Here is a 23,554-nt window from a genome sequence, read left to right on the forward strand (position 1 = left end):
CGGCCATGGCATGGCTGCGCGTGGCCTTGAGAACGCGTTGGAATGTCCCAAGCTACAATGGCAGATTGCCGCGGACCGGGAGCATTGCGCCCTGTTCCGCTTCCGGAGGCGCGCTGTGGCGGCCCCGGCGTTCATTCCCAACCGGCCCCATCGATGATCAACAAACTGCTTACCCGTGTCTTCGGCAGCCGCAACGAACGGCTCCTGCGCCAACTGGAGCGCATCGTCGCCAGGGTCAATGCCCTGGAACCGGAAATGCAGCAGCTTTCCGATGAGGCGCTCAAGGCCAAGACCGGTGAGTTCCAGCAGCGCATCGCCGCTGGCGAGCCGCTGGACAAGGTGCTGCCGGAAGCCTTCGCCGTGTGCCGCGAGGCCAGCCAGCGGGTGCTGGGCATGCGTCATTACGACGTGCAGCTGATCGGCGGCATGGTCCTGCACCTGGGCAAGATCGCCGAGATGCGCACCGGCGAGGGCAAGACCCTGGTCGGGACCCTGCCGGTCTACCTCAATGCGCTGCAAGGCAAGGGCGTGCACGTGGTCACCGTCAACGACTACCTGGCGCGCCGCGACTCGGCGTGGATGGGCAAGGTGTACACCTGGCTGGGCCTGAGCGTGGGCGTGGTCTACCCGGGCATGGCGCATGCGGACAAGAAGGCCGCCTATGCCGCCGACATCACCTACGGCACCAACAACGAATTCGGCTTCGACTACCTGCGCGACAACATGGCGCTGAGCAAGGCCGACCGTTACCAGCGCGGCCTGCACTACGCCATCGTCGACGAAGTCGACTCGATCCTGATCGACGAGGCTCGCACCCCGCTGATCATCTCCGGCCCCGCAGATGACTCGCCGGAGCTGTACATGCGGGTCAACCGCATCGTGCCGCAGCTGCGCCGCCAGGCCGAGGAAGAGGGCGAGGGCGACTACTGGGTCGACGAGAAGGGCAAGCAGGTGCACCTGTCCGAGGCCGGCATGGAGCACGCCGAGGAGCTGTTGCACGGCGCCGGCATCCTGGGCCGCGACGAGAGCCTGTACGGCGCCAACAACCTGGCCGTCGTGCACCACCTCAACGCCGCGCTGCGCGCGCACGCGCTGTTCCAGCGCGACGTGGACTACATCGTGCGCGATGGCGAGGTGGTGATCGTGGACGAGTTCACCGGCCGCACCCTGGCCGGGCGGCGCTGGTCCGACGGCCTGCACCAGGCGGTGGAGGCCAAGGAGGGCGTGCAGATCCAGCGCGAGAACCAGACCCTGGCTTCGATCACCTTCCAGAACCTGTTCCGCATGTACGGCAAGCTGGCCGGCATGACCGGCACGGCCGACACCGAGGCCTACGAGTTCCAGAGCATCTACGGCCTGGAAGTGGCAGTCATCCCCACCCACAAGCCGGTCCAGCGCCTGGACCATCCCGACCAGGTGTTCCTCAACCGCGAGGCCAAGTTCCGCGCGGTGCAGGCCGACATCCAGGACTGCCACGCGCGTGGCCAGCCGGTGCTGGTGGGCACCACCTCGATCGAGACCTCGGAGATGCTGTCCGACTTCCTCAACAACGCCGGGGTGGCGCACGAGGTGCTCAACGCCAAGCAGCACGAGCGCGAGGCCCAGATCGTGGCCAACGCCGGGCGCCCCGGCGCGGTGACGATCGCCACCAACATGGCCGGCCGCGGCACCGACATCGTCCTGGGCGGCTCGCTGGATACCGAACTGGCCGCGCTGGGCGAGGACGCAAGCGAGGCCGACAAGGCCAGGGCCAAGGCCGAATGGCAGGTGCGCCACGACCAGGTCAAGGCCGCCGGCGGCCTGCACATCATCGGCACCGAGCGCCACGAGAGCCGCCGCATCGACAACCAGCTGCGCGGCCGCTCCGGCCGCCAGGGCGACCCGGGCTCGTCGCGCTTCTACCTGTCGCTGGAAGACAACCTGATGCGCATCTTCGCCTCCGACTGGGTGCAGAAGGCGATGCGCATGATGGGCATGAAGGACGACGACGTCATCGAGGACAAGCTGGTCAGCCGCCAGATCGAGAAGGCGCAGCGCAAGGTCGAGGCGCACAACTTCGACATCCGCAAGAACCTGCTGGAGTTCGACGACGTCAACAACGACCAGCGCAAGGTGATCTACGCCCAGCGCGACGAACTGCTGGAGGCCGATTCGATCCACGACAACATCGAAGGCATCCGCGGCGACGTGGTCAACGAGATGGTGACCCGCTTCGTGCCGCCGGAATCGGTGGACGAGCAGTGGGACCTGGCGGGGCTGGAAGCCACGCTCGAGGGCGAGTACGGCGTGCGCGTGGACCTGCAGCGGCTGGCCAGCGAGAGCGAGGAGCTGGATGCCGAGCAGATCGAACGCCACGTGCAGGACGCGGTGGCCGAGCTGTTCCAGAACAAGGAACAGCAGCTCGGGTCCGAGACCGCGCGCGCGCTGGAGAAGCACATCATGCTCAACGTGCTCGACCAGGGCTGGAAGGAGCATCTGGCGAACATGGACTACCTGCGCCAGGGCATCCACCTGCGCGGCTACGCGCAGAAGCAGCCCAAGCAGGAGTACAAGAAGGAGGCGTTCGAGCTGTTCGCCGCGCTGCTTGAGAACGTCAAGCGCCAGGTGGTGACCCTGCTGGCCCGCGTGCGCATCCGCACCGAGGAGGAGATCGCGGCGCTGGAGGCGCAGGAGCGCGCCCAGGCCGAGGCGCGGCTGCGCCAGGCCCAGTTCCAGCATGCGTCCACCGGCGGCTACGGCACCGAGGACGAGGTGGAACAGATGCAGGGCCGGGTGGGTGCGGCGATGACCGCCGGCCAGGTGGTGCGCGATGCGCCCAAGGTCGGTCGCAACGACGCGTGTCCGTGCGGCAGTGGCAAGAAGTACAAGCACTGCCACGGCCAGCTGGGCTGATGCCGTCGCGTCCCCCGGGCCGGATCGCATGACCTCCGCGCGGCGCTCGATCCACGTGGTGGCGGGGGTCATCGTCGACCTGCGCGGCCGGGTGTTGCTGGCCCGGCGCGGCGAGGGCAGCGACCTGCCCGGGCTGTGGGAATTCCCGGGCGGCAAGCGCGAGCCGGGCGAAACCCCGGAAGACGCGCTGGTGCGCGAGCTGCGGGAAGAACTGGGCATCGAGGCCGAGGTCGGCCCGGTGCTGATCGAAGTCCCGCAGGAGTACCCGGGCAAGCGCCTGCGCCTGGAGGTGCGCCGGGTCCCGCGCTGGAAGGGCACGCCACGCGGGCGCGAGGGCCAGGCCCTGACCTGGGTCGCGCCGGAGCAGTTGTCGCGCTATTCCATGCCCTCGGCCGACCTGCCGGTGATCGGCGCGTTGCGCCAGCCCGACCGCTACCTGGTCACGCCCGAGCCGGGACCGGACCTGGAGGCCTGGTGGTCCGGCCTGGACGCCGCCCTGGCCGACGGGATCAGCCGGGTGCAGGTGCGCGCGCCGGGCCTGGCGCAGGCTGCCCACGACGGCTGGCGTGCACTGGCGAGCGAGGCGGTCAGCCGCTGCCGCGCGGCCGGCGCCCAGGTCCTGCTCAACCGCGACATCGCCCTGGCCAGTGAACTGGGCGTGGGCGTGCACCTGGGCAGCGAGCAACTGGCCGCACAGGTCGAGCGGCCGCTGCCGGCCGCACTGCCGGTGGGTGCCTCGTGCCACACCCTGGCCGAGCTGGAGGCCGCACAGGCGCTGGGTTGCGACTTCGCCGTGCTCGGGCCGCTGCACCCCACCGCCAGCCATCCCGGCGCGCCCGCGCTGGGATGGGAGGGATTCGCGCGCCTGCGCGAGCGTGTCGGGCTGCCGATCTACGCGATCGGCGGGCTCGGCCCGGAGGATGTGGAACAGGCCCGCCGCCAGGGCGCGCAGGGGATCGCCGCGATCCGCGCGCTGTGGCCGACGGTGGGCGCCGATACCGGCACCCCGGCCTAGAAGATGGTCCGCCGCCGCGCGCGGCGTGGTCCGGGGCGCGCCTACGCGGCGGCAGCGAGATCCAGGTAACGCCGGTGCAGGGCGGCCACGGCCGCGTCCAGCAGATCGGCGGGGCCGTCGTTGCGCAGCACGTCGTCGGCGATGGCCAGGCGCGCCTGGCGGGTGGCCTGGGCAGCAAGCATGCGCGTGGCCAGCGCCGCGTCCACGCCGTCGCGCCGCATCAGCCGCGCGTGTTGCAGGTCTTCCGGTGCATCCACCACCAGGATCCGGTCCACCCACGGATAGCCGGCGCGTCCGCCGGCTTCGGCCAGCAGCGGGATGGCGGCGATCGCGTATGGCCCGGGCGCGGCCCGGCACCGGGCTTCCAGGACGGCGCGGATCGCCGGGTGGGTGATCGCCTCCAGCGCGCGCCGGGCATCCGGGTCGGCGAAGACCTGCTCGCGCAGCTGGCGCCGGTCCAGGCTGCCGTCGGGCTGCAGCACCCCGGGACCGAACTGCCGGGCGATGGCGGCCAGGGCCGGCTGGCCGGGGGCCACCACCTCGCGTGCGGCGATGTCGGCATCGGCCACCACGATGCCCAGCGCCTCGAAGCGCCGGGTCACCTCGCTCTTGCCCGAGGCCACGCCGCCAGTGAGGCCGATGATGAAGCCGCTCATGTGCGCCTGCCGCCGGGAGATGCCACCAGTCTAGCGGCGCGGCGGGCGGGCGCCGCCACCGCGCGGCCGCCGTCGTCCACGCAGCGTGATCGATACCGCCCTGCGCGCCGGTATCATCGCCTGCATGCCTACGACCCGGTGTTCGCCATGAAGGACTCCCTGCGCATCGCCCTGGCCCAGTTCGACTTCCCGGTCGGCGCGGTGGAGGACAACGCCGCGCGCATCATCGAGATGATCGGCGAGGCCAGCGACGAATATGGCGCCGACATCGTGGTGTTCCCCGAGCTGGCCATCAGTGGCTACCCGCCGGAGGACCTGCTGCTGCGGCCGGCGTTCCTGGCCCGCTGCGAGGCGGCGCTGCAGCGCATCGCCGCCAGCGTGCCCGCCGACATCGTGGCCATCGTCGGCTGGCCCGAGGCCACCGGCGGCGCGCTGTACAACGCGGCCAGCGTGCTGCGCGATGGCGCCATCGTCTGCACCCGGCGCAAGCACGAGTTGCCCAACTACGCGGTGTTCGACGAGCGCCGCTATTTCGACGTCGATCCGCACGCGGAGCCGTGCGTGTTCGATGTCCACGGCGTCCCGGTCGGGCTGCTGGTGTGCGAGGACCTGTGGTTCACCGAGCCGCTGGCCGACGCGGTGGGCGCCGGCGCGCAACTGGTGCTGGTGCCCAATGCCTCGCCGTTCGAGCGCGGCAAGCACGGCCAGCGCGACGCGCTGCTGGCGCGAGCCTCGCGCGAGTCGGGCGCCGCGCTGGTCTACCTGAACATGGTCGGCGGCCAGGACGCGCTGGTGTTCGATGGCGCCTCGGTGGTGGCCGATGCCAACGGCACCGTGCACCCGACCGCGGCCGCGTTCACCGACCAGTGGCTGGTGCTGGAGTACGACACCGCCGCGCGCAGCTTCATGCCGCTGCAGTGGATGGATGATGGCGACGAAAGCGTGGACGCCCTGGCGTGGCGCGCGGTCACCCGCGGCATCGCCGACTACTGCGCCAAGAACGGCTTCAGCAAGGTCTGGCTGGGCCTGTCGGGCGGCATGGACTCGGCGCTGGCGCTGGCGCTGGCGGTCGACGCCCTGGGCGCGGACAACGTCACCGCCGTGCGGCTGCCTTCGCGCTACACCAGCGGCCTGTCCAACGACCTGGCCGCCGAGCAGTGCGCGGCGCTGGGCGTGCGCCTGGAGACGATATCGATCGAGCCGGCATTCGAGGGCCTGCTGCAGGCGCTGGCGCCGATGTTCGAGGGCCATCCGGCGGATGCGACCGAGGAGAACCTGCAGTCGCGCGCGCGCGGGGCGATCATGATGGCGCTGTCCAACAAGTTTGGCGGGTTGCTGCTGACCACCGGCAACAAGAGCGAGTACGCGGTCGGCTACGCCACCATCTATGGCGACATGTGCGGCGGCTACGCGCCGCTGAAGGACCTCTACAAGACCGAGGTGTACGGCCTGGCCAAGTGGCGCAACACGGTGGGTGGCGCGCCGGTGATCCCGCCGGCGGTGATCGCGCGCCCACCCTCGGCCGAGCTGCGCGAAGACCAGACCGACCAGGATTCGCTGCCGGCCTACGATGTGCTCGACGGCATCCTCTACCGCTACGTGGACCAGGAACAATCGCGCGACGAGATCGTCGCTGCCGGTTACGCGGCCGAGGTGGTGGACCGGGTGCTGCGCCTGGTGCGCACCAGCGAGTGGAAACGGCACCAGGCCGCCCCGGGCCCGAAGGTTTCGCGGCGTGCGTTCGGCCGCGAGCGGCGCTACCCGATCAGCAACCGCTTCGAGGGCTAGTGCCCCCGGCTCAGCGGTTCATCACCGCATTGCGCTGGCCGGTGGGTGATTTCTCGCCGGCAAACGGGTTCAGGCGCCGGATCGCCCACGGATACTTGGGCCAGTCGCCGGTCAGGTACGGATGCTGCGGATCATTGAGCTTGAGCACGCGCACCGCGTCGTCGGACAGGGTCTGCTCGCCCAGTTCCTCGTAGGACGCGGCAAGCGCGGCCACGGCGTCGTTCTGGTAGTCGCTCTGCGGATAGGTTTCCAGGATGTAGGTGGCGCGGCTCACCGCCGACAGCCAGGCACCGCGACGCATGTAGTAGAGCGCGGTGTCCATTTCATGGCGCGAGAACACATTGCGCAGGCGGACCATGCGCGTGCGCGAATCGGCGGCGTAGCGGCTGTTGGGGTAGCGCTGCAGCACGATGTTGAAATCCTCGTAGGCCTGGTGCGGCGAGGACAGGTCGCGCCGGCTCGGGTCCAGCGACCACATCCGGCGCATGAAGATGGCATCGCGGTTGGAGTTGCACAGCCCGCGCAGGTAGTAGAAGTAGGCGATGTTGCGATGGGTCGGGTAGGTGCGGATGAAGCGGTCGATGGTGGAGACCGCCTCGTCGTGCCGGCCGGCCTTGTACTGGGCGTAGGCCGTTTCCATCAGCGCCTGTTCGGTGTACGGGCCGTAGGGGTACTGGGCCACGAGGCGGCGCAGGCTGATCTCGGCCCCGTTCCAGTCGCCGCGCTCCATCTTGTGGTGCGCCTTCTCGTACAGCTCGGCCACCGGCACGCCCTCGTCGGCGTCCTTCTTCTTGGCGTTGCGACCGCAGCCGGTAGCCAGGAATGCAACCGCCAGCAGCAGCAGGGCCAGGCGCAGCGGGGCAGGGACGGTGAAGCGGGTGCGGTGGGCCATCGGCAGACGTGCGGCGTGGAAATGGAAGGGCCGATGATAGCCTAGTGGCCTGTCCGGCGACTGACCCGTAGTGCCGGCGTGTTCCCCGCAGCGACGTTCCCATGCCCCAGCCGTCCCCCGAACCCCGCCTGGCCACCGTTCCCGACGAGGCCGCCGGCCGCCGTCTCGACGTGGTCCTGGCCGATCTGTTTCCCGAGCATTCGCGCTCGCGCCTGGCGGCGTGGGTGAAATCCGGCGATGTCCTGCTGGAGGGCGCCCGGGCGCGCCCGCGCGACCCGGTCCGCGGCGGCGAGACCGTGACCCTGGCGGCGGTGGACGAGGTCCGCATCGAGGCCGAGCCCGAGGACATCCCGCTCGAGGTCCTGTACGAGGACCCGGACCTGCTGGTGCTGGACAAGCCGGTCGGCCTGGTCGTGCACCCCGGCGCGGGCAACCCCGCCGGGACCCTGGTCAATGCGCTGCTGCACCGTGACCCGGCCCTGGCCGGGTTGCCCCGCGCGGGCATCGTCCACCGCCTGGACAAGGACACCAGCGGGGTCATGGTGGTGGCCCGCACCCTGCCCGCGCATACCGCGCTGGTGGCGCAACTGGCCGCGCGCCAGGTCCATCGCCAGTACCTGGCGGTGGTGGTCGGCGCGCTGGTGGCCGGCGGCACCGCCGATGCGCCGATCGACCGCCACCCGCGCGACCGCCTGCGCCAGGCCGTGCGCGAGGACGGGCGCCAGGCCGTCACCCACTTCCGCCTGCGTGAGCGCTTCCGCGCCCATACCGCACTGGAATGCCGCCTGGAAACCGGCCGCACCCATCAGATCCGGGTGCACATGCAGCACCTGCGGCACCCCATCGTCGGGGACCCGCTGTATGGCGGCCCGTTGAAGCTGCCGCGCGGCGCCAGCGAGGCGCTCACCGCCGAGCTGCGTGGCTTCCGCCGCCAGGCGCTGCATGCCGAGGTGCTTGAATTTGCCCATCCACTCAGCGGCGAGCCGATCCGGGTGTCGGCGCCGTTGCCGGCGGACATGCGCGTGCTGCTGCAGGCGCTGCGCGAGGACAGCGCCGCCTGGGAGGAGAGCCAGCGGCGGTGAACGGCAACTGCCACACCGCCGCCATGTCGTGCATCCGCGCAGGCCACACGCCGTGAGTGCCGCCCTGCTGCCCGCGGCCTGGCCCGCATCGCCCCGGGTGCAGGCGTTCACCACCTTGCGCCACGGCGCCGGCGTGTCGGCCGCACCGTTCGACCGGTTCAACCTGGGCATGCGCAATGGTGACGATCCGGCCGCGGCCGCGGCCAACCGGGCCGCACTGGTCGGCCTGGCGGGCTTGCCGGCGCCGCCGCACTGGCTGTGCCAGGTGCATGGCACCGCGGTGCTGCGCTTGGACGCGGCGGCCACCGTCGCCAGTGCGCCGGAACGCGAGCCGGAGGCCGACGCCGCGGTGACCGGCGTGCCCGGCGTGGTCCTGGCAGTGCTCAGCGCCGATTGCCTGCCGGTGGTGCTGGCCGCCGCCGATGGCAGCGAGGCGGGCGTGGCCCATGCCGGCTGGCGCGGCCTGGCTGCCGGCGTGCTGGAGGCGACGGTCGCGGCCATGCGCACTGCGCCGGACCGCTTGCTGGCCTGGCTTGGCCCGGCTGCCGGGCCGCAGGCCTACGAGATCGGCGCCGAGGTGCGCGATGCCTTCGTCGCGCAGGATCCGTCCGCCGCCGCTGCATTCGCCCGCACCCGCCCGGGCCACTGGCACGTGGACCTGTACGCGCTGGCCCGGCGCCGGCTGCATGCGGCCGGGCTTGCGGCCGATGCCATCCACGGCGGCGGGCTGTGCACCATCAGCGATGCGGGGCGCTACTACTCGCATCGGCGCGACCACGTTACCGGGCGCATGGCCACGGTGGCGTGGCTGTCGCCACCGCGCTGAAACCGGTACCGGCGCCGCTTCCGTGGCATCCGCGCACGCGCGTCCGGGCCGGTATGGGCAGCGGTGTTGGTACAGTTGCGCCCGGGTTGCCGAAGGAGCGGGAACGTGACTGCTGCCGTTGCAAGCAAATCGCCGGGTACCGAGCAGGCCGAAGCACGCGTGGTCGCCGAGCTCGTGGCGTCCGGCAAGGTCAAGCCGGCCGACGTGGAGCGCGCCGAAGGCCTGCGTGACGGATCCGGGCTGGGCGTGCTGGGGCTGCTGTCGCGGCTGGGGCTGTTGTCCGAACGCGACCATGCCGAGGCCTGCGCGCAGGCCCTGCAGCTGCCGTTGCTGGCGGCCATCGAGTTCCCCGACGCCTTGCCGCTGGAACGGGCACCGCAGCTGGCCGACCTGCCGCTGCGCTTCCTCCAGCAGTTCCACGCCTGCCCGCTGGACGTGCGCGAGGGCGTGCTGGACGTCCTGCTGGCCGATCCGCATGACCCCTATCCGCTGCAGGCCATCGGCCTGGCCTGCGGCTTGCAGACCCGCGCGGCGGTGGCGTTGCGCTCGGACATCGACACCCTGATCGAGCGCTGGTTCGGCCAGGGGCGCAGCTCCATGGACAGCCTGGTCGAAGCCGCGGCCGACCCGGGCGGGGCGCACGAGGACGACGTCGAACACCTGCGCGACCTGGCCTCCGAAGCACCGGTCATCCGCCTGGTCAACGCGCTGATCCACGAAGCGGTGGAACTGCACGCCTCGGACATCCACCTGGAGCCGTTCGAGAAGTGGCTGAAGGTGCGCTACCGGGTGGACGGCGTGCTGGTGGAAGGCGAAAGCCCGCCGGCGCAGCTGTCGGCGGCGGTGGTCAGCCGGATCAAGATCATGGCGCGCATGAACATCGCCGAGCGCCGCCTGCCGCAGGACGGGCGGATCATGGTGCGGGTGCAGGGCCAGGAGCTGGACCTGCGCGTGAGTACGGTGCCCACCGCGCACGGCGAAAGCGTGGCGCTGCGCTTGCTGGACCGGCGCGCGGCCACCCTGGGCTTCCGCGAGCTGGGCTTCAGCGAAGACCTGCTGCCGGCGCTGGAGAAGATCCTCGCCCAGCCGCATGGCATCGTCCTGGTGACCGGGCCGACCGGCTCGGGCAAGACCACCACGCTGTACGCGGCGCTGGCCCGGCTCAACACCGACGAGGTCAAGATCATCACCGTCGAGGATCCGGTCGAGTACCAGATCGAGGGCATCAACCAGATCCACGCCCGCCCGCAGATCGGGCTGGATTTTGCCAATGCGCTGCGCAGCATCGTGCGCCAGGATCCGGACATCATCATGATCGGCGAGATGCGTGACGTGGAAACCGCGCGCATCGCGATCCAGTCGGCGCTCACCGGCCACCTGGTGCTGTCCACCCTGCATACCAACAACGCCGCCGGCGGCATCGCGCGCCTGCTGGACATGGGCGTGGAGGATTACCTGCTGACCTCCACGGTCAACGCGATCATGGCCCAGCGCCTGGTGCGCCGGATCGAGCCCACCCACGCCCGGCGCAGGCGCGCCACCGCCGAGGAGATCGAGGCGTTCGACCTGCGCCGCCTGCAGCCGACCGGCGACATCGTGCTTACCCAGCCGTGCCCGTCCGCGCTCACCCCCACCGGCTACCTGGGGCGCACCACCATCGCCGAGCTGCTGGTCATGGACGACGGCCTGCGCGGCGCGATCATGCGCCGCGCAGGTGCCGGCGAGATCAACGCGCTGGCGCAGGCCAGCGGCATGCGCACCATGTTCGACGATGGCCTGCGCAAGGCATTGCAGGGCGTGACCACGATCGAGGAAGTCATGCGGGTCACCGAAGGATGATCCGGCAGTCCACGGACCACGCGCGACGGGGGCGGGGCTGATGCCGGTCTTCGATTACAGGGCGATCGATGCCGGCGGCCAGATGCGCCACGGCCGGATGCAGGCGGGCAGCCGGGCCGAACTGGTCACCCGGCTGCAGGAGCAGGGCCAGCTGCCGGTGGACGCGCGCCTGGCGGTGGAGGGCGCGGAACGCAGCAGCCGTTGGCGCCTGCGGCTGCCGGTGCGCGCTTCCGAACGCGGCCTGGCCGGCGATACGCTGGTGCAGTTCACCGTGCAGTTGTCGACCCTGCTTGGCGCAGGCCAGCCGCTGGACCGCGCGCTGTCGGTGCTGATGGAGTTGCCCGGCGATGCCCAGGCACGCGGCGTCATCGCGCAACTGGGCGAGGCGGTCCGCGGCGGCCTGCCGCTGTCGGCCGCCATGGCCGCGCAGGGCGGCACCTTCTCCCGCCTGTACGTGAACATGGTGCGTGCCGGCGAGGCCGGCGGCAGCCTGCCGCAGACACTGGCGCAACTGGCCGCGCACCTGGAACGCAGCAGCGAGCTGCGGGCCCAGGTGGTCAACGCCATGGTGTATCCGCTGATCCTGGTCACGGTGGTGGGGCTGGCATTGCTGTTCCTGCTGGCGGTGGTGCTGCCGCAGTTCTCGGCCATGTACGACAGCCTGGACGTGGAGCTGCCGTGGTTCAGCCGCGCCGTGCTCGCCACCGGGCTGGCGGTGCAGGCACATGGCTGGATCCTGCTGTGCCTGCTCGTCGTGGCGGGCCTGGCCCTGTGGCGGCTGTGGCGGCAACCGGCCATGCGCCACGCGCTGGATGGCTGGCTGCTGCGCCAGCCCCTGTCCGGGCCGCTGGTCGCGCGGGTGGATACCGCGCGCCTGGCCCGCACCCTGGGCACCCTGCTGGGCAACGGCGTGCCCTTGCTGGAGGCGCTGGACATCGCGCGCAACGTGCTCGGCAACCGGGTGCTGGCGCGTGACCTGGACCTGGTCTGCGAGGCGGTGCGCGGCGGCCGCAGCCTGGCCGTGGCGGTGGCCGATGGCGGGCACCTGCCGGTGCTGGCGGTGCACATGATCCGGATCGGCGAGGAATCGGGCGAACTGGCCGCCATGCTCCTGCGCGTGGCCGACACTTTCGAGCGCGAAGCGGCGCGTGCGGTGCAGCGCATGCTGGCCGCGATGGTGCCGATGGTGACCCTGGCCCTGGCACTGGTGGTGGGGCTGGTGATCGTGGCGGTGCTGGTGCCGTTGTACGACATGGCCGGGGCGATCGGATGACTGTCCGGGGCATTCCCCGGTCGTGGAACAACTGAGGGTGACGATGGACAAGCGGATAGCGGGTGGTGCTGGCAGGCGCAATGGCGCACGTCGCAACCAGGCGGGCATGAGCCTGCTGGAGATCATCATCGTGATCGTGCTGATCGGCGGGGTGCTGACCCTGGTCGGCAGCCGCGTGCTGGGCGGCGCGGACCGGGGCAAGGCCAACCTGGCCAGGTCCCAGGTCCAGACCCTGGCAGCCAAGATCGAGAACTACCAGCTGGATACCGGCCGCCTGCCGGCCCGGCTCGAAGACCTGGCAACCGCACCGCCGGGCGTCGGCGGATGGCTGGGGCCGTACGCCAAGGAAAGCGAGTTCGCCGACCCATGGGGGCATCCGGTGATCTACCGCATCCCCGGCGAGGATGGCCGCGGCTTCGACCTGGTCAGCCATGGCAAGGATGGCCAGCCCGGCGGCGCCAGTTACGACGCGGACATCATCTACGAGTGATGTGCCAGCGGCTTGCGCGCAGCATGTGGCCGATCACCAGCGTGCGCAGCGGCGGCTTCTCGTTGCTGGAGATGCTGCTGGTGGTGCTGTTGATCGCATCGGTCAGCGCGCTTGCGGTCGCCTCGCTCGGTGGCGGCATGGATGGCTGGCGCCTGCGCGCGGCGGTGCGTGACGTAGGCAGCGAGCTGCGCCACGCGCGGGCCCGGGCACTGGCCAGCGGCCAGCAGCAGCGCTTCACGATCACCCCGGCCGCGCGTGCCTGGCATGGCATCAACGGGCGCAAGGGCACCGTGCACGAGCGCATCGGCGTCACCTTCACCGGCGCGCGCGCGTTGCAGCCGGACGAAGGCGAGGGCGCCATCGTGTTCTTTGCCGACGGCGCCTCCAGCGGCGGCCGCATCGACCTGGCCATCCGTGATTCGGTGTGGCGCATCGACGTGGCCTGGCTGACCGGCGAGGTGCGCAGCTTCCGGGTGCCGGCCGAGCAGGTGCCGGCCGAGGTTGCGCCATGATCCGCGCACGCGGCTACAGCCTGCTGGAAGTGCTGATCGCCGCAGCGCTGCTGGCGATGGCGATGACCCTGCTGCTGGGCACGCTGGCCCGTTCCAGCGAGCAGGTGCGCCTGGCCGGCGACCGCAGCCGCGCCGGCATCCTGGCGCAATCGCTGCTGTCGGCGCCCGCGCTGGAAGGGCGGCTGCAGCCGGGGCGGCGTGCCGGCACCAGCCCCGACGGCCTGTACCACTGGCAAATGGACATCGAGCCCTACCACGACCGGCACGGAAACGGCGCCGATGCACGTTCCATGCTGCTCAGCATCAACCTGACCGTGTCGTGGGGCGAGGCGCGCGGCCAGCAACTGCGCTGGCGCACATTGCGCTTGGCCGCCGTGGAGCCGCCGGCATGACGGCGCCACGTCGGGTTGCCGGCATGACCCTGCTGGAGTTGCTGCTGGCAATGATCCTGCTGGGCATCGGTGCGACCATCGTGTACGCGGCGATGCGGACCTCGCTCGGGGTCGCCGCGCGTGGCGACCTGGTCAGCCAGCAGCAGGACTGGATGCGCACCACTGCCACGCTGCTGCACCGGCAATTGGTCGCAGCCGAGCCCCTGCCGCTGGTCCAGCCGGGGCCGGGCGACGCGCCGGTGGTGTTCGTCGGCGAGCCGGACCACATGCGCTTCGCCTCGGCCACGCCGGCCTACCTGGGCGCGGGCAGCATCCGCGTGCATGAACTGCGGGTGGTGATGCAACCCACCGGACAGGAATTGCACCTGTGGATGCGGCCGCGGCCGGGCGCGCGCGGCGTGGCACCGGTCGGCCCGGAGCGGCTGGCCGCGATGCTCGGGCCGGTCCGGTTCCGCTACCGCGGCATGGACCCGGAGACCGGGCGCGCCGGTCCCTGGCTGGAACGCTGGACCTCGCCCGAGCAGTTGCCGGTGCAGGTGGCGGTTGAAGTGGCCACCGTCGATGGCCGGCAGTGGCCGCCGCTGCTGGTGGCGCCGGTCCGGGGCGGGCACGGCGTGCAGGGCGGGCGATGATGCGCATCCGTGGCGCGGCCCTGGTGCTGGTGTTGTGGCTGATCGTGCTGCTGGCCGGGCTGGTCGGCGGGTTCGCGTTCGCCGCGCGCGTGGAAGCATTGCAGGGCCGCACCGCCGAACGCGGCGTTCAAGCGCGCGAGCATGCACGGGCCGGCGTGGAGTACGCGGTCTGGCGGCTGCAGGCACGGCCCGATGCGGGGCGCTGGATCGCCGACGGGCGCCGCTATCGCTGGCAGTTCGATGACAGCCGGATCGAACTGCGGATCACCGACGAGCGCGGCAAGGTGGACCTCAACCTCGCCGACCGCGCATTGATCGAAGCCCTGCTGCGGGTGCTGGAGGTGGCGCCGGAACGCGCGGCCCTGCTGGCGCATGCCATCGAGCTGCGTCGCCAGGCTGCCGGCGCCAACGGCGCAGCGGCATCGGCGCCGGGCGCGTACGTGTCCACGGTGGAGTTGCGCGACCTGCCCGGCATGGACCTGCCGCTGTACCGGCGGCTGCGGCCACTGGTGACGGTCCATGGCGTGGCCGGCCGGCCACTGGCGCAGGTTGCCACCGAGCCGGTGCTGCTGGCGATGGGCCTGGATCCGGCGGTGGTGGCGGGCCTGCGCCAGGCCCAGGCAGCGGTACCCGGGCACGCTGCCGGAGGCTCCTATAGAATCGAGAGTCATGTCGTGCCTGCGCAGGGGGCGGAAGCACAGCTGGATGTCGTCGTACGGCTGCTGCCGTCGCCGATTCCGGGCAGCACGTATTCGATTGCGGGTTGGGAAGAGGGAACTGCCAGCCGATGATGGGCACAAGCAGCCATACCATGGCATCGGCACCGGCCAGCCTGCTGTCGGCATGGGGTGCCGCACTGCGTGATTGCATCCCGCCCGGGTGGCGGCAACGCATGGGCGCGGCGCGTGCGCGACTGCTGCTGAGCGTGGATGGCGCCGAGCTGCATGTGGTGGCCGACGTCGATGGCCAGCGACGCACGCTGGGGCGATGGCCGTGGCCGATGGAACCCTCCGCGCTGGTGGCGCGGCTGCAGGGGCGCGCTGCGCGGCTGCCGCGGGTCTGGGTGCTTGCGCCGGAGCAGGTCCTGCGGCGGCCGCTGCAGTTGCCGGTGGCCGCAGGCGCGCGCCTGCGGGCGGTGATGGAATTCGAGATCGAGCGGCAAACCCCCTTCACCGCCGCACAGGCCCTGCATGACGTGCGGCGCCTCGGCGCAAGCGGCAGCCAGCTGGACGTGGAGCTGGTCGCGGTGCCACGCGCGCTGTGGGACTCGGGTGCGCTGGCGCCCTGGCATGGTCATCTGCATGGCATCGACGTGGCCGACGGCAACGGCACCCTGGGCGTCAACCTGCTGCCTGCGGCACTGCGCCGGCGCCCGCGCGATCCGCTGCGGCCGTGGCCATGGCTGTTGCTGCTGCTGGGCATGGCCTGCCTGGCCCTGGCCGGCGCGCAATGGCTGGAGAACCGGCGCGAGGCGCTGGCCGAGCTGCGCGCGCGGGTCGACGCCAGCGCACCGCTTGCGCGCCAGGCAGCGCAGCAGCTGGAGCACGCGCGGTCGCGGATCGCCGGGCTGGCCTTCCTCGAACACAAGCGCCGGCAGCGGGCCGCCACCATCGATGTATGGCGCGAACTGACCCGGCGCCTTCCGGACGCAACCCACCTGGACAGCTGGTCCATCCAGGGCGAGCAGTTGCAGGTGACCGGCAGCAGCAGCGACGCCGCCGCGCTGGTCGGCTTGTTGCAGGATGCGCCGTGGTGGCAGGACCCCGCCCTGACCAGCGTGGTCCGTGACGAGCGCCAGCCGGGGATGGACCGGTTCACCCTCACCGCGACCCTGGGGCCGGTCGGCGCCACTGCGCCAGCCGGCGCCGGTGCGGAGCATGCCGATGTCCGGTAACGCGACCCGGTGGCTGGCGGCCGCTGCGCTGGTGACGGTGCTGGCGCTGGTCCATGTGCTGCTCCTGCACCCGGCCTTCGTCGAGCCGCTGCGCGGCATCGAAGGCGAGATCTCGCAATTGCGCGAGCGCGAAGCACGGATCCAGGCGCAGTTGCAGCACGCGCCGGGCGTGGCGCGCCAATTGAAGGACCTGCAGGCCGGCCTGGCCGCACGTCCCGGACTGATGGCCGAGGCATCGCCGGAACTGGCCACCGCCGCGCTGGTGCACGGGCTCGAGCGCGCGGTGCGGTCGGCCAGCCCCGGCGGGCGCAGTTGCGCGCTGCGCGAGCGCTCACCGCTGCCGGCGACCAGCGTGGACGGCTTCGTCGAGGTCGCGGTGCAGGCACGGCTGCGCTGTGGCGTGGATGAACTGGCCGCGATCCTGCACGTGCTGGAGGGCAGTTCGCCGCGGCTGTTCATCGATGGCCTGTCGGTCCAGGCGTCGCGCCAGCGCGGCGGCTCGGCCGAGAGCGGACTCGGCCTGGATACTTCGTTCCGGCTGGTCGGCTACCTGGCGCCGGCGGCGCCGACGGGAGACGCCGATGAGCGCTGATCCGGTGGTGGTACGCCTGCGCTGGGCTGCAGCCCTCGCGCTGCTGGGCCTGGTGGCCTGGCTGGTGGTGCTGGCCGGGGTCGGCAGCCGGGCGCCCGGATTGCCCGCGGCCGGGCAGGCCGCAGTTCCGGCGTTGCCGGCACTGGATGCCGGCGAAGGCTGGCGCCTGGAGCCTCCGGAAGCCTACGCCGGGATCGCCGCCCGTCCGGTGTTCACGACGGACCGGCAGCCCTCGGCCTTCGTGATGACGATGCCGGCAGGGGGCGGTACCGCCGCAGGCCTGCGCCTGACCGGGGTGGTGATCGGCGATGCGTTCGCGATGGCCACCCTCACCCGAAGCGATGGCAACACCCTCCACCTGCGCGAGGGCGGCGATGCCGTCTCCGGATGGAGGCTGCTGGAGCTGGCATCCGGCATGGCCACGCTGGAGGGGCCGGCCGGGATCCAGACCCTGGTGCTGCAGCCGGTGGACGTACCCGCCGCGGCGGCCCATGCAAGCGCGGGGGATCGCCCGCCAGGTGCCGACGACGGGCCGCGGGCTGGCGCCACCGCCAGCACCGGGCCGGCGCGTTCCAGCGGCGATCCGGGCATGCAATGGAACGCCGGTACCGCCCCGGCCGCCGGGGGTCCCGGTGACAGCGGCGCCGCCGGACCTGGCAGCGTGGCCGCGGCAGGTGCGGTTGGATCCGCTGGCGGGCGCCTGCCGCAGGTGCCGGCCCAGGGCCCGGGGGGCGTACCCGCCATGCCCGGATTGCCGGGCGGGGCGACCATGCCGGATCCATCCATGGCTCCATCGTTCGGCTGGGACGTTCCGGTCAGCATGCCGGGGGTGGTGCAGGAAGAGCTGGCGCGCTCCACCCGCGACCGGATCCAGAGTGAAAGGAACCGCCTGCGGCAACTGCGCGACAGGCGCGATGACGATTAGGGAGCGTGTGGCTTGGATCGGATGAAACAGCGATTGCAGATGTCCCTGCTGGCCCTGTGGCTGGTCGCCGCGGGCGCCCTGGCCACCACCCCCGTGCTGCTGCGCGATGGCGTGCCACGCGATCCGGCCGCGGCGCGGCCGGTTGCCGGCGCGCCGCAGCTGCAGCGGATCGACTTCGAACGCGGCGCCGCCGGGCAGGGGCGCATGGTGTTGCGCTTTGATGCCGCGGACGTGGCCCCCGACCTGCGCAACCAGATCGGCAGCGTGGTGGTGGATGTCCCCGGCGCTCGGGTTCCTTCCTGGCTGACCAAGGTGCGCGAGGTCGAACACCTGGGGACCCCCGTGCACAGGATCCAGGCCCGCGCGATCGCCGGCGGGATCCGCATCGTCCTGCACACCAGCGGTGAAACCGACACCCACGCCTACCAGTCCGGCAGCGACTACGTGCTCGACCTGGTGCCGGCGTCGCCGGTGGCGGCCGACCCCGGCCAGGACGCGCCGGCCGAGGCGGTCATGCGCCATGGCAGTGGCGAGGTCATCAACCGCGCTGCGGCCGCGCGCAGCCGCCGTGCACCTTCGCTCGATGCCGCCGCCAACGGCACGGCATCGTTCAACTTCGAGGGCGAATCGCTGCACGCGGTGGTGAGGGTCATCCTGGGCGAAATGCTGGGGCAGAACTACGTCATCGCACCGGACGTGTCCGGCCGGGTGACCCTGTCCACGCCCCAGCCGCTGGCGCCCGCGCAGGCCATGGGCCTGCTGGAGATGGTGCTGGGCTGGAACAACGCGCGCATGGTCTACAGCGACGGCCGCTACAACATCGTGGCCGCCAACCAGGCCCTGGCCGGCAGCGTGGCGCCCAGCACCGCCCCGCCCGGGTCCGCGCGCGGGTTCGAGGTGCGCATGGTGCCTTTGCGCTTCATCTCGGCCAGCGAGATGAAGAAGGCGCTGCAACCGTACGCACGCCCCGATGCCATCGTCGACGCCGACAACGCCCGCAACATCATCACCGTGGCCGGCACCCGCGCCGAGCTGGAGAACTACCAGCAGACCATCGCGATCTTCGACGTGGACTGGATGGCCAGCATGTCGGTGGGCGTGTTCCCGCTGAGCGGAAGCCGCAGCAGCCGGGTGGTGGCCGACCTGGAGCGGGTGTTCGGCGACCAGGGCGGCTCGCCGCTGGCGGGCATGTTCCGCTTCATGCCGCTGGATGGTGCCAATGCGGTCATGGCCATCACCCCGCAGCCGCAGTACCTGCGCCAGATCGGCGACTGGATCGAGCGCATCGACGGTGCCGGCGAAGGCGTGCGGCTGTACTCGCAGGAACTGCGCTACATCACCGCCCGTGACCTGGCGCGGCGCCTGGCCGAGGTGTTCGGCAGCGGCGCGGACCCCTCCGGGATGGAGGATGCGGGTGCGCCCTTGATGCCGGGGCTGGAGCCGACCACCATCCACGAGCCGGGCGTGGACGGTGCCGGCGGCAGTTTCGCCAGCATCGGCGGCAGCGGCGCGTCCCTGGATCCATCGGGGGCCGGCGGCGTCAGCATGACCCTGCGGGTGGACGGCGATGCAGTGGGCATTTCCGCGGTGGAGGAAAACAATACCTTGCTGGTGCGCGCCAACGCGGCCGCCTGGCGTTCGATCCGCGATGTCATCCACCGCCTGGACGTGATGCCGCTGCAGGTCCACATCGAAGCCCAGGTGGCCGAGGTCACGCTCAGCGGCGAGCTCGACTACGGCGTCAGCTGGTACCTGCGCAACGCCGATGGCGGTACCCCCACGGCCCCCAGCAATGCCGGGCTGCGCAACCTCAGTGCCAGCGGCCTGCTCTACACCTTCGGCGTGGACAACGGCATCGGCATCATCAACGCACTGGACCAGGTGTCCGAGGTGCGCATGCTGCAATCGCCCTCGGTCACGGTGCGCAACAACCACGAGGCCACGTTCACGGTGGGCAGCAAGATCCCGGTGGCGTCGGTGTCGGTCAACACCATCGGTGCGGGCGACACGGTCAGCCAGGTGCAATACCTGGATACCGGCACCATCCTGAAGGTGCGGCCACGCGTGACCCGCGACGGCACGGTGTTCCTGGACATCGTGCAGGAGGTCAGCTCGCCCGGGGCCGAGTCCAACATCAACGGCAACGTGACCATCAACAACCGGCGCCTGAAGACCAACGCCATCATCAACAGCGGCGATACCGTGCTGCTGGCCGGCCTGATCCAGGACAGCCACACCCGCGGCAGTTCCGGCATGCCCGGCCTGAGCCGGCTGCCGGTGGTGGGCGGGCTGTTCGGCAGGCGCACGCGCAGCAGTTCGCGCAGCGAGGTGATCGTGCTGCTCACGCCCACCCTGGTGACCGACCCGGTGCACGCGCGCCAGGTCACCGATGACTACGGGCGCCGGTTCCGTTCGCTGCGGCCATTGCTGGCGCCGGGGGCGAGATAGCGCGGCGCGCATGTGTGAGTGTGGTCACATGCGGAGGCCTTATATGGGTTGAGGGGTTTGCATATATCCGGATTATCGGGATAATCCGGCCCACGATGCACCGAGGGGGCGGTGAAATGGAATATTCACACGCGGCTACGCCGCCGAGGGGATCGCATGGACATAAAGCGGTTGTGTTGGGCCTTGATGGCCGTTTCCGCGCTCACGCTGGGCGCTTGTTCCAAGGGGGGCGGCGACGGTAACAGCCCGCCGCCGCCACCGCCGCAGACCGGGGGAGGCGGCGACAACACCGTCCCGGACCCGCAGCCGGAGCCACCGGCCACACCGGCCTATTCCGATATCCCGCAGACCGATGAAGAGGCGGCCAGGTTCCTGACCCAGGCCAGCTTCGGCGTCACCCGTGCCGATATCCAGCGCCTGCGCCAGGTCGGCTACGCCAAGTGGATCGACGACCAGCTTGACCCGGCGGTGACCCCGGTCACGACCACGCTGGATTATTTCGTGCGTCACGAAGCCAGCGGCATCCACCGGCACCAGTTCGGCTCGCGCGAGCGGGCCATGAACTGGCTGTGGAGCGCGATCAAGGCGCCCGACCAGCTGCGCATGCGCATCGGCCTGGCCCTGAGCGAGATCCTGGTGGTCTCCGAGGTCGATGGAAAGGGCAACCTGGAAACCTTCCGCAACGCCCGCTACCAGGATCTCCTGGCCGAGTCGGCGCACGGGTCGTATCGCGACCTGCTGGAGCAGGTCACCACGTTCCCGGCCATGGGCTACTACCTCAGCCATGCAGGCAACCGCAAGGCGGATCCGGCCGCCAACGTGGCCCCGGACGAGAACTACGCGCGCGAGATCATGCAGCTGTTCTCGATCGGCCTGGTCCAGCTCAACCAGGACGGCACGCCGAAGCTGGATGCAGCAAGCCAGCCGATCCCGACCTACGACCAGGACGTGATCACCGGCATGGCCCGGGTGTTCACCGGCTGGACCTACGCGGGCGTGCGCCGGTTCAACAACCAGGACCACGAGTCCTACGTGCCGATGGAGTGCCACCCGGAGTTCCATGACGACAAGCCGAAGACCATCTTCAACGGCATCGTCATCGACGAGGGCAACGACTGCCGCAAGAGCCTGGCCAGGACGATCGACGCCCTGGCGGCCCACCCGAACACCGCTCCGTTCGTCAGCCGCCAGCTGATCCAGCGGTTCGTCACCAGCAACCCCTCGCCCGCCTACGTCAAGCGCGTGGCCGACGTGTGGAATGCGACGGAAGGCAACATCGGCAAGGTGGTCAAGGCGATCCTGCTGGACAACGAGGCGCGCATCCCCCCGGCAGCCGGTGACGCGGTGTTCGGCAAGGCGCGCGAGCCCCTTGTCAACGTCGCCACCATCTACCGTGCCTTCAACGCGCAGTACGAATTTCCCAATGGCGGCACCGGACGGATCGACTGGGGCTTCTGGGGCGCGGGCACCATGAACGACCACATCGGCCAGGAATCGTTGCGTGCGCCGACGGTGTTCAACTTCTTCGAGCCGGGCCACCGCTTGCCGGGCAACAACGGGGCCGAGGGCATCCAGGCGCCCGAGTTCCAGATCATCAACGAAGCCACCTACATGTCCGGCGTCAACTACTACAGCCGGGTGGCCGATTACGCGAATACGGGCGAGGGCTACGTGGTTCAGGCGCGGCCGGGCCCGACCCTGAACCTGGCGCCGCTGATCCGTCCGGTGGAGGCCGGCGACTACGCCGCGGCCATCGAGGAGTTGAACCTCCTGCTGATGTACGGGCGGATGTCACCGCAGACCAAGGACACCATGAGCGCGATGGCGACCGGCCTGGCCGCCCAGCGCGCTTCGGCGCCATCCATTGCGCACTCGCTGCTGGTGTTGGCAGTCGCTTCCCCTGAATTCGCGATCCAGCGCTGAGGACCGAACCATGAGCAAATCCAATCGTGAAGACCGGCGCACCTTCCTGCGTGCGCTGGCGGGGGTCTGCGCCGGTGGCGCGGCCTATGCCCTGTTGCCGCAGCTCGAAATGGCCGGCCGCGCACTTGCCGCCGAGCCGGGGCTCAACGACTACCGCGCGCTGGTGTGCATCTACCTGCGTGGCGGCAACGACTCGTTCAACATGCTCGTGCCGTACGAGGCGGCCGAGTACGCGATCTACCAGCAGAGCCGTGGCGGCACGTATTCCTCCGCCAACCCCGGTGGCCTGGCGATCGGCCGCGACCAGTTGCTTCCGGTGAGGGAAACCACCGGCAAGCAGTGGGGCCTGCATCCTTCGTGTGCCGGGATGAAGGCGATGTTCGACCGCGGCGAGCTGTCGTTCCTGGCCAACGTCGGTACCCTGGCGGTGCCGCTCAGCAAGGACGAGTTCAACCGCAAGGCCAAGGCCTACCCGGTCGAGCTGTTCTCGCACAACAGCCAGACCACGCAGTGGATGCGTGGCACCTCCAGCCAGATGATCGCCACCGGCTGGGGCGGGCGCGTTGCGGACCAGTTGCGGAGCCTCAACGCCCAGACGCCGTTGCTGCCTCCGGGCATCAGCGTCACCGGCGGCGGCAGCACCTTCCAGACCGGCGCCAGCACCTTGCCCTATGCAATGTTCTCGTCCGGCCCGAGCAGCCTGCACCGTTTCAGCGGCAATGGCCGTCAGGAAACCATTCGCGCCAATGCGCTCAACGAACTGCTGGGCCGCCAGTACGACTCGCTGATGGAGAACCGCCTGGCCCTGATCGGCGAAACCTCGTTGGAGCTGGCCAAGCGCACCTCCCAGTGGCTGCGTCCCGAGAATGGTGGCGATATCCAGACCGTGTTCCCCACCGGCAACCGCCTGGCCGACCAGCTGCGCATGGTCGCGCGCCTGATCAAGGTCGGGCGCAGTTCCGCCGTCGGGCACAAGCGCCAGATCTTCTACGCCGAGCTGGGGGGTTTCGACACCCACCGTGCGCAGATGGACCCGGGCGTCCAGCCGACCCTGTTGCGCCAGTTGTCCGAAGGCCTGCAGGCGTTCCGCGAGGCGCTGGTGGAGCTCAATGCGCTCAACGACGTCACCACGTTCACCATCAGCGACTTCGCGCGCACGCTCAACTCCAATGGCAGTGGTTCGGACCACGGCTGGGGTGGCGTGCAGATGGTGATGGGCGGTTCGCCCGCCCAGGGCGGCAGCCATGCCGGTGGCCGGGTGTGGGGGCAGTACCCCCTGCTCGAACTCAATGGCGAGCAGTCGCTGCAGCGCGGACAGATGGTGCCCACCACGTCGGTCGCGCAGTACGGCGCCACCATGGCCAACTGGCTGGGTGTGTCGCGCAACGACCTCAACACCATCTTCCCCGGACTTTCCGGGTTCTCGCCCACGCTGTTGCCGATCATGGGCTGAGCGACCGGCCGCCGTCCGCGAGGACGGCGG

At 70.7% G+C, this 23,554-nt stretch carries 20 protein-coding genes; 18 read left to right on the forward strand and 2 right to left on the reverse strand.

Annotated features, from left to right (window positions below):
- The first annotated feature begins 153 nt into the window (after positions 1-153).
- Entirely contained in the window at positions 154-2,892 is a 2,739-nt protein-coding gene (secA, locus tag ACEJ41_RS02090; protein ID WP_374013147.1) for a preprotein translocase subunit SecA, read from the forward strand.
- A gap of 28 nt (positions 2,893-2,920) precedes the next feature.
- Positions 2,921-3,907: a Nudix family hydrolase gene (locus ACEJ41_RS02095; RefSeq protein ID WP_374013148.1), complete on the forward strand. Its 987-nt coding sequence runs from the start codon at positions 2,921-2,923 to the stop codon at positions 3,905-3,907.
- Between the two features lie 41 nt (positions 3,908-3,948).
- Here ACEJ41_RS02095 and coaE read toward each other — a convergent pair whose 3' ends face one another.
- Positions 3,949-4,563, reverse strand: a complete 615-nt coding sequence (gene coaE / locus ACEJ41_RS02100) for a dephospho-CoA kinase (RefSeq protein ID WP_374013149.1) — start codon at positions 4,561-4,563, stop codon at positions 3,949-3,951.
- 147 nt (positions 4,564-4,710) lie between these two features.
- Here coaE and ACEJ41_RS02105 point away from each other — a divergent pair, with 147 nt between their 5' ends.
- Entirely contained in the window at positions 4,711-6,351 is a 1,641-nt protein-coding gene (locus ACEJ41_RS02105) for an NAD+ synthase (RefSeq protein ID WP_374013150.1), read from the forward strand.
- A gap of 10 nt (positions 6,352-6,361) precedes the next feature.
- Here ACEJ41_RS02105 and ACEJ41_RS02110 read toward each other — a convergent pair whose 3' ends face one another.
- A complete protein-coding gene (locus ACEJ41_RS02110) occupies positions 6,362-7,243 on the reverse strand; it encodes an outer membrane protein assembly factor BamD (protein WP_374013151.1) in 882 nt (293 codons plus the stop codon).
- Between the two features lie 101 nt (positions 7,244-7,344).
- On the opposite strand from ACEJ41_RS02110, the gene rluD reads away from it, so the two are divergent.
- From rluD to ACEJ41_RS02185, 15 genes are all read left to right on the forward strand, one after another.
- Entirely contained in the window at positions 7,345-8,325 is a 981-nt protein-coding gene (rluD, locus tag ACEJ41_RS02115) for a 23S rRNA pseudouridine(1911/1915/1917) synthase RluD (RefSeq protein WP_374013152.1), read from the forward strand.
- Between the two features lie 52 nt (positions 8,326-8,377).
- Positions 8,378-9,151 (forward strand): peptidoglycan editing factor PgeF, encoded by a 774-nt coding sequence (pgeF, locus tag ACEJ41_RS02120; protein WP_374013153.1) that lies wholly within the window; start codon positions 8,378-8,380, stop codon positions 9,149-9,151.
- A gap of 105 nt (positions 9,152-9,256) precedes the next feature.
- Positions 9,257-10,990, forward strand: coding sequence for a type II secretion system ATPase GspE (gene gspE, locus ACEJ41_RS02125; RefSeq protein ID WP_374013154.1), 1,734 nt, complete (start codon positions 9,257-9,259; stop codon positions 10,988-10,990).
- A 40-nt stretch (positions 10,991-11,030) separates the two neighbouring features.
- Positions 11,031-12,263 carry a type II secretion system F family protein gene (locus ACEJ41_RS02130; protein WP_374013155.1) on the forward strand — a complete coding sequence of 411 codons (1,233 nt, stop codon included), beginning with the start codon at positions 11,031-11,033 and terminating at the stop codon, positions 12,261-12,263.
- A gap of 43 nt (positions 12,264-12,306) precedes the next feature.
- A complete protein-coding gene (gene gspG, locus ACEJ41_RS02135; protein ID WP_374013156.1) occupies positions 12,307-12,753 on the forward strand; it encodes a type II secretion system major pseudopilin GspG in 447 nt (148 codons plus the stop codon).
- A 23-nt stretch (positions 12,754-12,776) separates the two neighbouring features.
- Entirely contained in the window at positions 12,777-13,265 is a 489-nt protein-coding gene (locus ACEJ41_RS02140) for a Tfp pilus assembly protein FimT/FimU (RefSeq protein ID WP_374013157.1), read from the forward strand.
- Positions 13,262-13,657, forward strand: coding sequence for a prepilin-type N-terminal cleavage/methylation domain-containing protein (locus ACEJ41_RS02145; protein ID WP_374013158.1), 396 nt, complete (start codon positions 13,262-13,264; stop codon positions 13,655-13,657). Before ACEJ41_RS02140 ends, ACEJ41_RS02145 begins: the two co-directional genes overlap by 4 nt.
- Entirely contained in the window at positions 13,654-14,289 is a 636-nt protein-coding gene (locus tag ACEJ41_RS02150; protein WP_374013159.1) for a prepilin-type N-terminal cleavage/methylation domain-containing protein, read from the forward strand. Before ACEJ41_RS02145 ends, ACEJ41_RS02150 begins: the two co-directional genes overlap by 4 nt.
- Positions 14,286-15,080, forward strand: a complete 795-nt coding sequence (locus ACEJ41_RS02155; protein WP_374013160.1) for a type II secretion system minor pseudopilin GspK — start codon at positions 14,286-14,288, stop codon at positions 15,078-15,080. The genes ACEJ41_RS02150 and ACEJ41_RS02155 overlap by 4 nt, the downstream gene beginning before the upstream one ends.
- Before the next feature lie 20 nt (positions 15,081-15,100).
- A complete protein-coding gene (locus ACEJ41_RS02160; protein WP_374013161.1) occupies positions 15,101-16,183 on the forward strand; it encodes a PilN domain-containing protein in 1,083 nt (360 codons plus the stop codon).
- Complete coding sequence (gene gspM / locus ACEJ41_RS02165) at positions 16,173-16,775, forward strand: type II secretion system protein GspM (RefSeq protein ID WP_374013162.1); 603 nt, start codon at positions 16,173-16,175, stop codon at positions 16,773-16,775. The genes ACEJ41_RS02160 and gspM overlap by 11 nt, the downstream gene beginning before the upstream one ends.
- On the forward strand, positions 16,765-17,700 hold the full coding sequence (locus ACEJ41_RS02170; RefSeq protein WP_374013163.1) for a hypothetical protein: 936 nt from the start codon (positions 16,765-16,767) through the stop codon (positions 17,698-17,700). Before gspM ends, ACEJ41_RS02170 begins: the two co-directional genes overlap by 11 nt.
- 204 nt (positions 17,701-17,904) lie before the next feature.
- Positions 17,905-20,148, forward strand: a complete 2,244-nt coding sequence (gene gspD, locus ACEJ41_RS02175; RefSeq protein WP_374014042.1) for a type II secretion system secretin GspD — start codon at positions 17,905-17,907, stop codon at positions 20,146-20,148.
- Between the two features lie 186 nt (positions 20,149-20,334).
- Positions 20,335-22,071 (forward strand): DUF1800 family protein, encoded by a 1,737-nt coding sequence (locus ACEJ41_RS02180; RefSeq protein WP_374014043.1) that lies wholly within the window; start codon positions 20,335-20,337, stop codon positions 22,069-22,071.
- A gap of 10 nt (positions 22,072-22,081) precedes the next feature.
- A complete protein-coding gene (locus ACEJ41_RS02185) occupies positions 22,082-23,524 on the forward strand; it encodes a DUF1501 domain-containing protein (RefSeq protein WP_374013164.1) in 1,443 nt (480 codons plus the stop codon).
- The last annotated feature ends 30 nt before the right edge of the window (positions 23,525-23,554 follow it).

Source organism: Pseudoxanthomonas koreensis, from assembly GCF_041890415.1.
Lineage (GTDB): Bacteria > Pseudomonadota > Gammaproteobacteria > Xanthomonadales > Xanthomonadaceae > Pseudoxanthomonas > Pseudoxanthomonas koreensis_A.